This is a genomic window from Paracoccus nototheniae, assembly GCF_004335005.1.
GTDB lineage: Bacteria > Pseudomonadota > Alphaproteobacteria > Rhodobacterales > Rhodobacteraceae > Paracoccus > Paracoccus nototheniae.
The window spans coordinates 16,438-30,732 of record NZ_RQRT01000026.1; the positions used below are offsets into that span (position 1 = coordinate 16,438).

Here is a 14,295-nt window from a genome sequence, read left to right on the forward strand (position 1 = left end):
AAAGGCCGGGGGCCAGCGCGCCGGACATCAGGAAGGACCGGGGGCCAGCCCGCCGGATATCAGGAAAGACCGGGGGCCAGCCCCCGAAGCCCCCGGGATATTTTTGCCAAGATGAAAGGTCGGCCATGAGGCTTTATTCGATGCCCTCGTCGGGCAACAGCTACAAGATCCGGTTGCTGGCGGCTTTGGCGGGGATCCCGCTGGAGGTCGTGGATTGCGAATATGGATCCGCCGGGCTGGAGGCCGCCAAGGCGGCGGGGGCGCTGCCCTTCGGCAAGGTGCCCGCGCTGGAACTGGACGGCGGGGTCGTGCTGGCCGAATCGAACGCGATCCTGTGCCATCTGGGCGAAGGGACGGCGTTCTGGCCTGCGGACCCGGTTGTGCGAGCGCAGATGCTGGGCTGGATGTTCTGGGAGCAGTACAATCACGAGCCGGTCATCGCGGTGCGGCAGGCTCTGGTCAGCTATCCCCATCGCGCCGCCGATGCGACGCCCGCACGGTTGGCGGATCTGCTGGCGCGCGGTCATGCCCTGCTGGGCGTGATGGAGACCGCGCTTGCGGGCCGCGACTGGCTGGTGGGCGAGGCGGTCAGTCTGGCCGATCTGTGCCTTTATGCCTATACCCATACCGCCGGTCGCCGGGGCGGGTTCGCGATGGATCGGTTCCCCGCCGTCAATGAATGGCTGGACCGGGTTGCGGCGCTGCCCGGTCATGTGCGTCTTGATGACTGAGCTGTTCGCCTGGACCGATGGCGCCTGCAGCGGCAATCCCGGCCCCGGGGGCTGGGGCGTGCTGATGCGTGCGATGGATGGCGGGGCCGTCATCAAGGAACGCGAGCTGGCCGGCGGCGAGGCGGCGACCACCAACAATCGCATGGAGCTGATGGCCGCGATCAGTGCGCTGGAGGTGCTGACCCGTCCCACCAGTTTGGTGATCGTCACCGACAGCGCCTATGTGAAGAACGGCGTCACCCAGTGGATCCATGGCTGGAAGCGCAACGGCTGGAAGACCGCTGACCGCAAACCCGTCAAGAATGTCGAGCTGTGGCAGCGGCTGGATGCGGCGCAGGCCACCCACAAGGTCGAATGGCGCTGGATCAAGGGCCATGCGGGCCATGCCGAGAACGAACGCGCCGACGAGCTGGCCCGCGCCGGAATGGCGCCCTTCAAATGACGCTGGAGGCGCTGGTCACCGCGCTGGATTACGGGTCCGTGCTGATCTTTGCGCTGACCGGGGCACTGGTCGCCAGCCGGGCGCAGCTGGACCCGGTGGGGTTCGTCTTCATGGCGGCCCTGACGGCGGTGGGCGGCGGGACGCTGCGCGATCTGTTGCTGGGGCGCGACATGGTGTTCTGGGTCGCCCAGCCCGCCTATGTCATGATCGCGGCGGTGGCGGCGCTGGTCGTCTTCTGGACCGCGCATCTGTTCGAAAGCCGCTATGTCTGGCTGGTCTGGCTGGACAGTGTCGCGCTGGCCGTGGCCGTTGCGGCGGGTGTCGGCGTCGCGATGGAGGGCGGCTTTGGCCCGGTCATCGTGATCATCATGGGCGTCGTGACCGGCACGTTCGGCGGGCTGATGCGCGATGTCGTGGGCAATGAGGTGCCTTTGGTCCTGAAGCAGGGGCAGCTGTATCTGACGGCGGCCTTTGGCGGGGCGGCGGTGGCGGTGACGCTGGACTGGCTGGGCTTGGCCCGGCCCGGGGCGCTGCTGGCCTGCGCGCTGGCGGTCTGGGGGCTGCGCGCGGGCAGCCTGCGGTTCGGATGGAGCCTGCCGGTCTATCGCCCCCGCCCGCCGCGCACGCGCGGCTGACAGGGAGGCCCGCCTCGCACGCGCGGCTGAGCGATTGTCGCGGCGCGGTTAGCGCAGGATCGGCGGGCCGTTCCGGCCTGCATCGCTGTTTTGCACGCCGGCCCGCAAGCCCTGCCCGATGCGATGGGCCATTGCCGACCATGCCCGCGCGTCCCATGGCGGCAGGGTGCGGCGCAAAGCCTCGTCAAAGAGCGCCAGCCAGATCTCGAAATGTTCGGGCCGCACGTTGCCTGCCGACAGATGGGCGCGCATCGGGCTGCCGTTATAACCCGCCTTGTGCAGGATCGCGCCCGCCCAGAAGGCGGTGATGCGCGCCTCGTGCGCGGGCCAGTCGCCGATATGCTCGGCGAAGATCGGGGCCAGCACCTCGTGCCGGCGCACGGCGCCGTAAAAGACCGCGACCACGCGGGCGATCTGGGGTTCGGTGATGTCAAAGCGCGGCTCCATCCATCCGCATCTGGGGCAGGGGATGCGTGGTTGCAAGAGGTTTCGCCCCGGTGCTAAGGGGCAGGCCCGGTCGCAGCCCACCCGGTCAAAACAGGAGCCAGAGATGAGCCATTACACCGACAGCCTGACCCAGCTTGGCAAGGACACGCCCCTGCCCACCCATCCCGATCAGGCCGTGCTGGAGCGGGTGCCCAACCCGCAGCCCGGCCAGACCTATGTGGTGCGCTTTACCCAGCCCGAATTCACCAGCCTGTGCCCGATGACCGGCCAGCCCGATTTCGCGCATCTGGTGATCGATTATGTGCCCGGCGACTGGCTGGTCGAATCGAAATCGCTGAAGCTGTATCTGGGCAGCTTTCGCAATCACGGCGCCTTTCACGAGGATTGCACCGTGGGCATCGGGCGCCGCATCGCCGATCTGCTGACGCCCGCATGGCTGCGCATCGGCGGCTATTGGTATCCGCGCGGCGGCATGCCCATCGACGTGTTCTGGCAGACCGGGGTTGTGCCTGCGGGGTTGTGGTTGCCTGATCAGGGCGTCCCGGGATATCGCGGCCGGGGCTAGCCGCGCCAGGATCGGATCGCGATCAGCGCCGTGTCCACCACATCGCCCAAGCGCGCCAGCAGCGGTTCGGGTTCGGGGGCGGCGCCGTCGGTCCCGGCCTCCAGCCGGGCCATCAGGCGCGACAGGCGGCGGCGATGGATGCCGGTCCACAGCTGCACCGGATCAGCCAGAAGCCCGGCAAATGTGGTGATCAGCGATCCCGCCATGGCCAGCGCCACCCCGGTCGCCAGGATATAAAGGGGCGATATCTCGACCGGAAAGGCCCAGTACCAGGCCCGGCCAAGCGTGTCGCCCAGGGCGAAATCGCGCACCGCCGCCCCATGCGCGCGCATCTGGGCCATCGGTCCTGCCAGCGAGATCATGCCCGGCGTCGCGCGGTGAAACAGCGCGACCCCAAGGACCAGCACGATCAGCGAGGTGGTGATCTCGGCCACCGCATTGCGGGTCTCGGCATGGCTGCCGAGCGCGCGGGCGATGCGGTCGGGGGCTGCGTCGGGGCCAAGGCCCTGTGCCTGCAGATCGGCCACCAGCGCGGTCAGATCGGCCTCGATCCGGGTGGCCACGTCGGATTGCAGAAAGACCCGGCAGCCCCGCAGCCACGCCCCGGCGCGTCCCCCGCCAAGCCGCGCCAGCGCCCAGCCCGCCAACTGCATCAGCAGCGCGACCGGGGCCAGCATGACGTTCACTGGTGCGCGCAGCAGATCCAGCCCAAGCGCATGGCGGTGCAGCGCGAGCGTGCCCCGCAGCCCATAGCGGCGCGCGGCAAAGCGGTGCAGGGCGGCGTCCCGGCGGGACAGGCGGGTGCGAAGGGGGGCGGGCTGCATGGGCCGTTCCTTGGGTATGGCGGGCCTTGGGTATGGCGGGCCTTGGCGGGCCGGGACAGCCTAGCGCGAAACCTTCGGCGCTTGCAGCCCCAAGCCGCGCTTTCTATAGAAGGCGGATGGATTTCCCGGCGTTCGCATTCCGAATTAGCAGCCCGGTGGCGTGAGGTTTCGCGCTGCCGGGTCAGACTTGTCCGAACGTCTTTCAAAGGAATGCCCCGATGGCTGCGCCCACCAGCTCTGACACCCCCGATTACCGCGACACCGTCTTTCTGCCCCAGACCGATTTTCCCATGCGCGCCGGCCTGCCGCAGCGGGAACCGGACTGGCTGGCCCGGTGGGCGCGGATCGGCATCTATGACCGGCTGCGCGACAAGGCCGCGGCGGCGGACGGGGCCCGCGCCCCCTTCGTGCTGCATGACGGCCCGCCCTATGCGAACGGGCATCTGCATATCGGTCACGCGCTGAACAAGACCATCAAGGATATCGTCGTGCGCAGCCATCAGATGATGGGCCGCGATGCGCGCTATGTGCCGGGCTGGGATTGCCACGGCCTGCCGATCGAATGGAAGATCGAAGAGAAATACCGTCAGGAGGGCCGCGACAAGGACGCGGTCGACATGGTCGAATTCCGTCAGGAATGCCGCCGTTTTGCGCAGGAATGGGTGGCCATCCAGCGCGACGAATTCGAACGCATGGGCATCACCGGCGCATGGGACCGCCCCTATCTGACGATGGATTACCATGCCGAGGCGGTGATCGCCGCCGAGTTCATGAAGCTGCTGATGAACGGGTCACTGTATCAGGGATCCAAGCCCGTGATGTGGTCGCCGGTCGAAAAGACCGCGCTGGCCGAGGCCGAGGTCGAGTATCACGACCATACCAGCCATACGATCTGGGTGCGGTTTGGCATCGCCTCTGTCTCGCGCGATGCCTACGGGCTGCGTGGCGGGAAAGATGAAAATCTGGACACGATGGAGTCCATTTCAGAAAGTTACGCCCGGCGTAAAGATCTTCAGAACCAAAACGCCAAGGTCGTGATCTGGACCACGACCCCTTGGACCATCCCGCAGAACCGTGCCGTCGCCTTCAATCCCTCGATCGCCTATGGGCTTTATCAGGTCGTCGGGGCCGCCGAAGGCGCGACCGCCGAGCCGGGCGAGCGGTTGGTCATGGCCGATGCGCTGGCCGAGGGCGTGATGGCGCAGGCCAAGGTGACCGAGTTCACCCGCCTGTCCGATGTGACTGCCGCCGATCTTGAGGGGCTGGTGCTGTCCCACCCCTTCCGCGCCATCGACGGGGCCGAAGGCGAGTGGGACTATGACGTTCCCATGCTGCCCGGCGATCACGTCACGGACGAGGCGGGGACGGGGTTCGTTCATACCGCGCCCAGCCATGGCGATGACGACTATCAGCTGGGCCTGCGCTTCAAGCTGCCGATGACCTATAATGTCGAACCGGATGGCAGCTATCGCAAGGATCTGCCGATCTTCGGCGGTCAGGCGATCATCGCGCCGGACGGCAAGGACGGCCCGGCCAATGTCAGCGTCATCAAGCAGCTGGCCTGGGCGGGCGCTTTGCTGGCCAAGGGCAAGGTCAAGCACAGCTATCCGCACAGCTGGCGGTCCAAGGCGCCGCTGATCTATCGCAACACGCCGCAATGGTTCGCCGCCATCGACAAGGTGCTGGACGACGGGATGGGCCAGTATGGCGACACGATCCGCGCGCGCGCGCTGGCCTCGGTGGACAAGCTGGTCACATGGTGGCCGCAATCGGGCCGCAACCGCATCCATTCCATGGTCGAGAACCGGCCCGATTGGGTTCTGTCGCGCCAGCGGGCCTGGGGCGTGCCGCTGACCTGTTTCGTCAAGCGCGGCGCCAAGCCCACCGATGCCGATTTCCTGCTGCGCGATGCCCGCGTGAACGACCGCATCACCGCCGCGTTCGAGACGGACGGCGCCGATGTCTGGTATCATCCCGACTTCAAGGCGCAGATGCTGGACGGCATCGCCGACCCGGACGCCTATGACAAGGTGACCGACGTGCTGGACGTGTGGTTCGATTCCGGCTCGACCCATGCTTTCGTGCTGCGCGACCGCGCGGATGGGGCGCCCGACGGGATCGCGGATGTCTATCTGGAGGGCACCGACCAGCATCGCGGCTGGTTCCAATCGTCGCTGTTGCAGGCCAGCGCCACGCGGGGCCGCGCGCCCTATCGCAACGTGGTCACGCATGGGTTCACGCTGGACGAAAAGGGCATGAAGATGTCCAAATCGTTGGGCAATACCATCGTGCCCGCCAAGGTGATCGAACAATATGGCGCCGATATCCTGCGCCTGTGGGTCGCGCAGGCCGATTACACCGCCGACCAGCGCATCGGCCCCGAGATCCTGAAAGGCACCGCCGACAGCTATCGCCGGCTGCGCAACACGCTGCGCTTTCTGCTGGGCGCGCTGCACGGGTTTGACGAGGCCGAGCGGGTGGCCGTAGAGGACATGCCCGAGCTGGAGCAATGGGTGCTGCACCGGCTGGCCCAGCTGGATCATCAGGTCCGCAAGGGCTATGACCAGTTCGATTTCCAGGGGGTGTTCCAGACCCTGTTCCAGTTCTGCACGCTGGATCTGTCGGCCTTCTACTTCGATATCCGCAAGGACGCGCTGTATTGCGATGCAGCCGACAGCCTGCGCCGCCGGGCCGCGCGGACGGTGCTGGACATGCTGCATCACCGGCTGGTGACATGGCTGGCCCCGATCCTGCCCTTCACGATGGAGGATGTCTGGCTGTCGCGTTTCCCGTCCGACGATGACAGCGTGCATCTGCAGGACTTCCCCGCCACGCCCGCCGATTGGCTGAACGAGCCTCTGGCCGCGAAATGGGATCATGTGCGCCGCGCCCGCCGCGTCGTCACGGCGGCGCTGGAGGTCAAGCGGACCGACAAGACCATCGGTGCCAGCCTCGAGGCCGCGCCTGTTGTCCATGTCGAGAATGCCGAGATGCTGGCGGCGCTGAAATCGGTCACCTTCGCCGATATCTGCATCACCTCGGATCTGGCGCTGACCCGCGATCCGGCCCCATCCGAGGCCTTTCGCATGGCCGAGGCGCCGGGCATCGGCGTGGTGTTCGAGACCGCCGAGGGTGCGAAATGCCAGCGCTGCTGGAAGATCCTGCCCGATGTCGGCACCCACAGCCATCCGGGCGTCTGCGCGCGCTGCGACACGGTGCTGGCCAAGACGGTGCAGGCCAGCACGGTGCAGGCCAGCACGGTTCAGGGATGACCGAGGCCGATCTGCGCAAGGCGATCCTTGCGCAGATCGGTCGTCTTCGTCCCGGCACCACCTGCTGTCCCAGCCAGATTGCCCGCGATCTGCGTGGCGATCGGGGGGAAGACTGGCGGACGCTGATGACGCCCTTGCGGCAGCACGCCCTGGCACTGGCCGCCGAGGGCCTTGTGCGCATCACCCAGAATGGCAAGCCCGCAGGCCCCGACCCGCGCGGCCCCATCCGGCTGTCGGCGCCGGATGATGGCAGTTGACCGAGGGGGCTGCCGGGCGGGAGGCCCGAGCGTCCCCGGTTTCCCTGCCTCTGCCCGAGAACAGGCAGAGGCCCGGGTGCGGCGGATCTAGACCAGCCACCAGCCTTTGGACTTCAACTGGTTGCGGATCATCCGTTCGGGCGCGCCACCGGGGATGCCGGCGAATATCGGGCGGACCTTGTCACGGCCCTTTTCCTGATAGACCAGCTTGCGCGCCGGTTCCCACAGGCGCAGCACCTTTTTGATCCGGTTGGGGGCCACGGCGCTTTCCAGCGCGGCGATCGCGGCGTCGGAATGCTGGGCGTAAAGCAGCGGCAGCTTGCGATAATGACAGGTCATATCGCCATCCAGACCGACCAGTTCCGGCCCCGGGCGCCCACCGCCAAAGGACCGGATGACCACCGGCAGCACCGCCTGATCCAGCCACGGCTCCAGCACCTGGCTGGCCAGCGCCTCGTGGGGGTCGTTGCGCAGGGCCAGCGCCCAGTCCAGAAACCGCTGTCCGAATTCGGTCGGATCGGCGCCAAAGAACCAGCCCGCGTTGAAATACAGATAGCGTTCCCAATGCTCGTCCGGCTGGCTCAGATCCAGCGTATCCTCGAAGGGCACGTCAAAGCGGTCAAAGATCGATTTCCAGATCCCGCCATAGCCCGGCCCGTAAAGCGGCGGCAGCGGCCATGTCCCCTCGCGCTGCATCGAGGCGGAAGGGTGCGCCGTATCGAAGCCGACCCGATCCAGCGGTCCGCAGATCAGCGTGTCGGTGTCGAAAAACACGAAGGGTTCGTTCGCGGGCAGCAGGGCCAGCGCCTCGATTTTGTTGCCCTGCGGATAGGCGGCGCCGAAATGGCGGGCGACAAAGGGAGTGATCTCGGCCCCCAACTGGGTCAGGATCTCGCGGCAGGGGTCCGAGATGCGCGTGTCATGCCCGGCCCATGCGCCCTCGGGCATGGGCTCGGCGACGATCACCCGGCCCGTCCAGTCCGGCGCATGCGCGCGCAGGCTGGCCATGAAGATGACCGCCTCGTATTCCAGCCTGCCGGACTGGGCGACGATCAGCAGATTGGGTTGGGTATTGATTTGGACTGACACCGGTGCCCCCGAAACTCTTGACTTGATGGTCAGCCTAACCCCCGCACCAGGCCAGCAAAACCCCCGCCGGATCACACGCTGCATTTTCTTCAACCGCAGGAGGCATGGGCGCCTGGCGCTCGCCCAAGTCATGGGCAGCCGGGTGAAAACGGTCTGAAAGAGGGGGGAAATGGTGGGCGACCCTGGAATCGAACCAGGCGTGGGTCTCCCCGGCGGAGTTACAGTCCGCTGCCGCACCTTGCAGCACGTCGCCCGCCGATCGCTTTCGGCGTGGGGGGTGATTAGCGGCCCCGTCGGGGGGCGTCAAGCGGATTTCCGGGGCTTGCGCCAACCGTCCATCCCGCGCACAGAAGAACCGGACAGGACAGGAGACCGCGCATGACCGACAGGCCCGGAAACGCCAAGAAGCCCACATGGGTCATCGACAAGGAACGCGCCCGCCGCGCCGCCGCCGCTGAAACCGTCTGGCTGTTCGGTCTGCATGCCGTGCGCGACGCGCTGGCCAATCCCGTGCGCGAGAAGCTGCGGCTGGTGGTGACGCAGAATGCGGTGACGCGCCTTGGCGATCTGCACGGCATGGAACCCGAGATCACCGATCCGCGGATTTTCGACAAGACCGTGGGGCTGGCCACCGAGAGCGTCCATCAGGGTGCCGCGCTGGAGGTCAAGCCGCTGAAATGGGGCAGCCTGTCCGAGGTCGCCCTGCGCGAGGCCCCGGGCGAGACGCGCCCCCTGCTGGTCGCGCTGGACCGGGTGACCGACCCGCATAATGTCGGCGCGATCCTGCGCTCGGCCGAGGTGTTCGGCGCGCGGGCGGTCATCGCCCCCTCGCGCCATTCCGCACCCGAGACCGGGGCGCTGGCCAAGACCGCGTCGGGCGCGTTGGAACGTCAGCCCTATCTGCGAGTGCCCAATCTGGCCGAGGCGCTGACCCAGCTGAAGAGCATGGGCTTCATTCTGGTCGGTCTGGACGGCACCGGCACCGAATCGCTGCCCGATCTGATGGGCGATCTGTCGGGGCGGGCCATCTGCCTGGTGCTGGGCGCCGAGGGGCCGGGCATGCGCGAACTGACGATGAAGACCTGCGATCACGTCGCGCGCGTTCCCTTTGCGGCCGATTTCGGGTCACTGAACGTGTCGAACGCGGCAGCGGTGGCACTTTATGCGGCGGGACGTGCGTGACCATCACAACCCTGCGACGGTTCCGCCTGCCGCGTTGAGATTTTCCCCGCCTGCTGTCAAGAAGACCGGACCCTCATTCGCGGATCGCCATGCGCCCCCTGTGCCTCGCCCTGATCATGTCACTGGCCTCTGCCCTTCCGGCAGCGGCGCAGGACTGGGCCGTGGGCGGGTTCGACGCGGTGGGCTATACGGCGGCGGGCCGTGCCGTGCCGGGGCGCAGCGACATCTCGACCATGTGGAAAGGGCGGCTGTGGCATTTTGCCTCGGAAGAGAACCGCGCAAGGTTCGAGGCCGATCCCCGCAGCTATGCCCCTGCGCTGGACGGGATGTGCCCGATCTCGATCACCGAGGGCCACCCCCAGCCCGGCGATCCCCGGCATTTCGCGGTGGTGGGCGGGCGGCTGTATCTGCTGGAATCGGATGCCGCCGAACGCCAGCTGAAAACCCGCCCGCAAGAGATCATCGATGAGGCGCGTCAGATCTGGCGGCGCCGCTGAAACCATCGAATCACAAATCTGCGATCCGGCTGGAACTTTCGGCGATGATGCCCATTTAACTCAGAGGACATGACCACGGAACGGTCATGTTCAGATCACTGTCCCTCGTTCCGCGACTTGCGCCCGGCCATATGATGGACCGGGCGCCTTTTCTATGTAAGCCTGCCTTTCTGGTGGTGCAGGCCGGAGGGGGCGGGAATGGACATCCACACGGACGAAGATCACGACATCGAACGGATCGCCCGGACGACAAAGGTCGTGGCGATGGTCGGCCTGTCGCCCAACGAGGACCGGCCCAGTTGGGGCGTGGCGCGCTATCTTCAGGCCTGCGGCATGCGCGTGATCCCGGTCAATCCGGGGCAGGCAGGCCATACGATTCTGGGCGAGACGGTCTATGCCGATCTGGCGGCGATTCCCAAGGATGCCGGGGTGCAGATGGTCGATGTCTTTCGGCGGTCGGACGCGGTGGCGGCGATCGTCGATCAGGCGCTGGCGGAACTGCCCGATCTGCAGGTGATCTGGACCCAGCTTGGCGTGCGCGACGATGCCGCCGCAGATCGGGCCCGGGCGCGGGGCGTGTCGGTCATTCAGGACCGCTGCCCCAAGATCGAGTTTCCCCGGTTTCTGTAAGCGCCGGTATCGTGCGGGCCGGTATCGTGCAGACCGGGGCAGGGGCGCCCCGTTATCTGCTTGACGGGCGCGCGGGCGGGTTCTAATCAGGCCCCGACCTCAGGGGTATAGCTCAGTTGGTAGAGCATCGGTCTCCAAAACCGAGGGTCGTGGGTTCGAGTCCCCCTGCCCCTGCCAGGTCCGTCCACCGGATCTGCCGTCACTCCCTCCCAAGGGCACCTTCCGGCTTTCAGGGATCAGCCGTTCAGGGTTGATAAGCCGCGCCGGTCCCGATAGACCCGCGCCAGCACTTGCCCAAGGAGCCCGCCGTGGCCAATCCCGTCCAATTCATCAATCAGGTCCGCGCCGAGGCTGCCAAGATCACCTGGCCGACCCGGCGCGAAGTCATCACCACCACGATCATGGTGCTGATCTTTGCCTCGATCACCAGCCTGTTCTTTTTCCTTGTGGATCTGGCGATCCGCACCGGTCTGACACAGGGGCTGCGCCTGATCAGCGGCTGATCGGGGCTTGCAATTGCCGGCCGGGGGCGGTATTTGCCCCCGACTGTCCGGAAGGCGGCGTGCAGCGTTTTGTCGTGCGCGCCGATTTCGATTTTTTCGGACATCATGGAATTCAAAGGGTTGGCGCGGCTTCGCGTGATTCCCGATATAAGATGAGCAGGGGTCGATCCAGACATGGCAAAGCGTTGGTATTCGGTCAGCGTCCTGTCGAACTTCGAAAAGAAGGTCGCCGAGGCGATTCGCCAGTCCGTCGCCGAGAAGGGTCTGGAAGAGCATATCGATGAGGTCCTGGTGCCCACCGAGGAAGTGATCGAGATCCGTCGCGGCAAGAAGGTGACGTCCGAACGTCGCTTCATGCCGGGATATGTGCTGGTTCACATGGAAATGTCCGACCGCACCTATCATCTGGTCAACTCGATCAACCGCGTCACCGGCTTTCTGGGCGCGCAGGGCAAGCCGATGCCCATGCGCGACGACGAGGTGAACACGATGCTGAACCGTTCGGGTGACGGGGTGCCTGCGGCGCCGCGCAACCTGATCCGCTTTGATGTGGGCGAAAAGGTCAGCGTGACCGATGGCCCATTCGAGGGGTTCTCGGGGATGGTCGAGGAAGTGGACGAGATTTCGTCGCGCGTGAAGGTCACCGTGTCGATCTTTGGCCGGCCGACGCCGGTCGAACTGGAATTCACGCAGGTCTCCAAGACCTCGTGAGGTGTTGCGGGAGGCGATGAGCCGCACCGCTAAATCGGCCTGCTTGCGGGCCTGATGATAAGGAGAAGGCCAGATGGCCAAGAAAGTTGTTGGCAGCCTGAAGCTGCAGATCAAGGCGGGCCAAGCGAACCCGTCGCCCCCCGTTGGCCCGGCTCTGGGTCAGCGCGGCGTGAACATCATGGCGTTCTGCAAAGAATTCAACGCCAAGACGCAAGAGATGGAGCCCGGTTCCCCGGTGCCCGTCGTCATCACCTATTATGCCGACAAGTCGTTCACCTTCGTCACGAAGACGCCCCCGGCGTCGTTCCTGCTGAAGAAGGCCGCTGGTCTGAAGCCCGTTGGCAAGCGCAACCGCGCCAAGGGTTCGGACAAGCCGGGCCGTGCGAATGCCGGTTCCGTGACGGTCAAGCAGATCCGCGAAATCGCCGAAGCCAAGATGCCGGATCTTTCGGCCAATGACATCGAAGCCGCGATGAAGATCATCGTCGGCTCGGCCCGTTCGGTCGGTATCGAGGTGAGGGGCTGATCATGGCACATTCCAAGAAAAAGACCGCCGCGCGCGCAGCCTTTGAAGGCAAGTCCAACCTGACCGTCGAAGACGCGATCAAGCTGGTCAAGTCGCAGGCCACCGCCAAGTTCGACGAGACCGTCGAAATCGCGCTGAACCTTGGCGTCGATCCGCGTCACGCAGACCAGATGGTCCGCGGCGTGGTCACGCTGCCCGCAGGCACCGGCAAGGACGTTCGCGTCGCCGTGTTCGCCCGTGGCCCCAAGGCTGATGAAGCCAAGGCCGCCGGTGCGGATATCGTCGGCGCCGAAGACCTGATGGAAACCATCCAGTCCGGCAAGATCGAGTTCGACCGTTGCATCGCAACGCCGGACATGATGCCGCTGGTCGGTCGCTTGGGCAAGATCCTGGGCCCGCGCAACCTGATGCCGAACCCCAAGGTCGGCACCGTGACGATGGACGTGAAATCGGCCGTCGAAGCAGCCAAGGGTGGCGAAGTCCAGTTCAAGGCCGAGAAGGCCGGCGTGGTTCATGCAGGCATCGGCAAGGTCTCGTTCGACGAGGACAAGCTGATCCAGAACCTGCGCGCCTTCGTGGACGCGGTCAGCCGCGCCAAGCCGGCGGGTGCCAAGGGCACCTACATGAAAAAGGTCTCGATCAGCTCGACCATGGGTCCGGGCGTGTCGGTGGATGTTGTTTCGGCAACCGCCAACTGAGACCACAGAATTTCCCCATCCTGAGAGGGATGGGGGATGGCGGGGCCGCACGCGGCCCTGTCCTGTCCGAGACGGAGGGTGCGGGGGAAACCTTGCTTAATTGCCTTCCTGAGATGGGGAAGCGTTTTTCCGAAGGTTCCGACCCTCGGGTGATCTTGCCCTAACGGACCCGACCCGGTCCCGTTCGAGACCGGGAAAAGTGAGAGCGGGGGGAAACCCCCAACTTGGAGTGAAACCGTGGATAGAGCACAGAAAGAACAGCTGGTCGACGAACTCGGCCAGATCTTCGAAAGCTCTGGCGTCGTTGTGGTTGCCCACTACGAGGGGATGACGGTTGCACATATGCAGGACCTCCGCGCGCGCATGCGCGATGCCGGTGGTTCCGTTCGCGTTGCCAAGAACAAGCTCGCCAAGATCGCCCTGGAGGGAAAGCCTTGCGCAAGCATCGCCGACTATCTGACGGGCATGACCGTGATTGCCTATTCGGAGGATCCCACCGCTGCTGCGCGGATCGCCGACAAGTACGCCAAGGATAACGAGCGCTTCGTGATCCTGGGTGGTGCGATGGGTGACGCGGCCTTGGATCCGGCCGGTGTGAAAGCCGTCGCCCTGATGCCGTCGCGTGATGAGCTGATTGCTCAGATCGTGTCGTGCCTTGGTGCGCCTGCTTCCAACATCGCCGGTGCCATTGGTGCGCCTGCTTCGAACATCGCGAGCATTCTTACGACCCTTGAGGAACGTGAGGCTGCGTAAGCAACCTATTCCTGACTCGTGGTTGAACACCCGACGTTGGAACATTAACTGGAAAGAACGGAAAAATGGCTGATCTGAAGAAACTTGCCGAAGACATCGTGGGCCTGACCCTGCTGGAAGCTCAGGAACTGAAAACGATCCTGAAGGACGAATACGGCATCGAGCCGGCAGCCGGTGGCGCCGTCATGATGGCTGGCCCGGCCGCTGCTGCCGAAGCCGTCGAAGAGAAAACCGAATTCGACGTCGTCCTGACCGAAGCCGGCCCGAACAAGATCAACGTGATCAAAGAAGTTCGCGGCATCACCGGTCTGGGCCTGAAAGAAGCCAAGGATCTGGTCGAAGCTGGCGGCAAAGTCAAAGAAGGCGCTTCCAAGGCTGATGCCGAAGAAGTGAAGAAGAAACTCGAAGCGGCTGGTGCCAAGGTCGAGCTGAAGTAATCGATCCCCGGATCGTTTGATGATTGAGGCAGGGTCCGGGGTTTCCCGGTCCCTGCCGAACCTGTCTTGAAGGGCAGTCCGGGCACGGACAATCCT

18 protein-coding genes and 2 tRNA genes are annotated in these 14,295 nt (G+C 65.5%); 16 read left to right on the forward strand and 4 right to left on the reverse strand.

Annotation, left to right across the window (positions count from 1 at the left end):
- Window positions 1–125 precede the first annotated feature (125 nt).
- Genes EG885_RS11175 through EG885_RS11185 form a run of 3 tightly spaced genes read left to right on the forward strand, consistent with a single transcriptional unit; the run spans window position 126 to window position 1,808 of the window.
- Window positions 126–731 carry a glutathione S-transferase family protein gene (locus EG885_RS11175; RefSeq protein ID WP_131574559.1) on the forward strand — a complete coding sequence of 202 codons (606 nt, stop codon included), beginning with the start codon at window positions 126–128 and terminating at the stop codon, window positions 729–731.
- Window positions 724–1,173 (forward strand): ribonuclease HI, encoded by a 450-nt coding sequence (gene rnhA / locus EG885_RS11180; protein ID WP_131574560.1) that lies wholly within the window; start codon window positions 724–726, stop codon window positions 1,171–1,173. The genes EG885_RS11175 and rnhA overlap by 8 nt, the downstream gene beginning before the upstream one ends.
- On the forward strand, window positions 1,170–1,808 hold the full coding sequence (locus tag EG885_RS11185; protein WP_131574561.1) for a trimeric intracellular cation channel family protein: 639 nt from the start codon (window positions 1,170–1,172) through the stop codon (window positions 1,806–1,808). The genes rnhA and EG885_RS11185 overlap by 4 nt, the downstream gene beginning before the upstream one ends.
- 48 nt (window positions 1,809–1,856) lie before the next feature.
- Here the strand turns inward: EG885_RS11185 and EG885_RS11190 are convergent, their stop codons facing one another.
- Window positions 1,857–2,255: a group III truncated hemoglobin gene (locus EG885_RS11190; protein WP_131574562.1), complete on the reverse strand. Its 399-nt coding sequence runs from the start codon at window positions 2,253–2,255 to the stop codon at window positions 1,857–1,859.
- Window positions 2,256–2,358: 103 nt separating this feature from the next.
- Between EG885_RS11190 and queF the strand changes: the two genes are divergently transcribed.
- Window positions 2,359–2,820 carry a preQ(1) synthase gene (gene queF, locus EG885_RS11195; protein WP_131574563.1) on the forward strand — a complete coding sequence of 154 codons (462 nt, stop codon included), beginning with the start codon at window positions 2,359–2,361 and terminating at the stop codon, window positions 2,818–2,820.
- On the opposite strand, the gene EG885_RS11200 is transcribed toward queF, so the two are convergent.
- The gene (locus EG885_RS11200) at window positions 2,817–3,644 is read right to left on the reverse strand and encodes a DUF6635 family protein (RefSeq protein ID WP_131574564.1); all 828 of its coding nucleotides are present in this window, start codon (window positions 3,642–3,644) and stop codon (window positions 2,817–2,819) included. The two genes, queF and EG885_RS11200, sit on opposite strands and share 4 nt — an antisense overlap.
- A 218-nt stretch (window positions 3,645–3,862) precedes the next feature.
- Between EG885_RS11200 and ileS the strand changes: the two genes are divergently transcribed.
- Together ileS and EG885_RS11210 are read left to right on the forward strand one after the other, a co-directional pair.
- Window positions 3,863–6,916, forward strand: a complete 3,054-nt coding sequence (ileS, locus tag EG885_RS11205; protein ID WP_131574565.1) for an isoleucine--tRNA ligase — start codon at window positions 3,863–3,865, stop codon at window positions 6,914–6,916.
- On the forward strand, window positions 6,913–7,173 hold the full coding sequence (locus tag EG885_RS11210; RefSeq protein ID WP_131574566.1) for a DUF3253 domain-containing protein: 261 nt from the start codon (window positions 6,913–6,915) through the stop codon (window positions 7,171–7,173). The genes ileS and EG885_RS11210 overlap by 4 nt, the downstream gene beginning before the upstream one ends.
- An 87-nt stretch (window positions 7,174–7,260) precedes the next feature.
- On the opposite strand, the gene EG885_RS11215 is transcribed toward EG885_RS11210, so the two are convergent.
- Both EG885_RS11215 and EG885_RS11220 read right to left on the reverse strand, forming a co-directional pair.
- On the reverse strand, window positions 7,261–8,262 hold the full coding sequence (locus EG885_RS11215) for a hypothetical protein (RefSeq protein ID WP_131574567.1): 1,002 nt from the start codon (window positions 8,260–8,262) through the stop codon (window positions 7,261–7,263).
- A gap of 170 nt (window positions 8,263–8,432) precedes the next feature.
- Window positions 8,433–8,516, reverse strand: a tRNA-Tyr gene (locus EG885_RS11220).
- Window positions 8,517–8,640: 124 nt separating this feature from the next.
- Between EG885_RS11220 and rlmB the strand changes: the two genes are divergently transcribed.
- From rlmB to rplL, 10 genes are all read left to right on the forward strand, one after another.
- Window positions 8,641–9,444 (forward strand): 23S rRNA (guanosine(2251)-2'-O)-methyltransferase RlmB, encoded by an 804-nt coding sequence (gene rlmB, locus EG885_RS11225; protein ID WP_131574568.1) that lies wholly within the window; start codon window positions 8,641–8,643, stop codon window positions 9,442–9,444.
- Window positions 9,445–9,533: 89 nt separating this feature from the next.
- Window positions 9,534–9,941 carry a YHS domain-containing (seleno)protein gene (locus tag EG885_RS11230; RefSeq protein ID WP_131574569.1) on the forward strand — a complete coding sequence of 136 codons (408 nt, stop codon included), beginning with the start codon at window positions 9,534–9,536 and terminating at the stop codon, window positions 9,939–9,941.
- A gap of 198 nt (window positions 9,942–10,139) precedes the next feature.
- Window positions 10,140–10,571 carry a CoA-binding protein gene (locus tag EG885_RS11235; RefSeq protein WP_131574570.1) on the forward strand — a complete coding sequence of 144 codons (432 nt, stop codon included), beginning with the start codon at window positions 10,140–10,142 and terminating at the stop codon, window positions 10,569–10,571.
- A 101-nt stretch (window positions 10,572–10,672) separates the two neighbouring features.
- A tRNA-Trp gene (locus tag EG885_RS11240) sits at window positions 10,673–10,748 on the forward strand.
- A 131-nt stretch (window positions 10,749–10,879) separates the two neighbouring features.
- Complete coding sequence (gene secE / locus EG885_RS11245) at window positions 10,880–11,074, forward strand: preprotein translocase subunit SecE (protein ID WP_131574571.1); 195 nt, start codon at window positions 10,880–10,882, stop codon at window positions 11,072–11,074.
- A 174-nt stretch (window positions 11,075–11,248) separates the two neighbouring features.
- A complete protein-coding gene (gene nusG, locus EG885_RS11250) occupies window positions 11,249–11,785 on the forward strand; it encodes a transcription termination/antitermination protein NusG (RefSeq protein WP_131574572.1) in 537 nt (178 codons plus the stop codon).
- 73 nt (window positions 11,786–11,858) lie between these two features.
- The gene (gene rplK / locus EG885_RS11255; RefSeq protein ID WP_131574573.1) at window positions 11,859–12,311 is read left to right on the forward strand and encodes a 50S ribosomal protein L11; all 453 of its coding nucleotides are present in this window, start codon (window positions 11,859–11,861) and stop codon (window positions 12,309–12,311) included.
- Window positions 12,312–12,313: 2 nt separating this feature from the next.
- The gene (rplA, locus tag EG885_RS11260) at window positions 12,314–13,009 is read left to right on the forward strand and encodes a 50S ribosomal protein L1 (RefSeq protein ID WP_131574574.1); all 696 of its coding nucleotides are present in this window, start codon (window positions 12,314–12,316) and stop codon (window positions 13,007–13,009) included.
- A gap of 237 nt (window positions 13,010–13,246) precedes the next feature.
- A complete protein-coding gene (gene rplJ, locus EG885_RS11265; RefSeq protein ID WP_131574575.1) occupies window positions 13,247–13,762 on the forward strand; it encodes a 50S ribosomal protein L10 in 516 nt (171 codons plus the stop codon).
- A 65-nt stretch (window positions 13,763–13,827) separates the two neighbouring features.
- Window positions 13,828–14,199: a 50S ribosomal protein L7/L12 gene (rplL, locus tag EG885_RS11270; RefSeq protein ID WP_131574576.1), complete on the forward strand. Its 372-nt coding sequence runs from the start codon at window positions 13,828–13,830 to the stop codon at window positions 14,197–14,199.
- The last annotated feature ends 96 nt before the right edge of the window (window positions 14,200–14,295 follow it).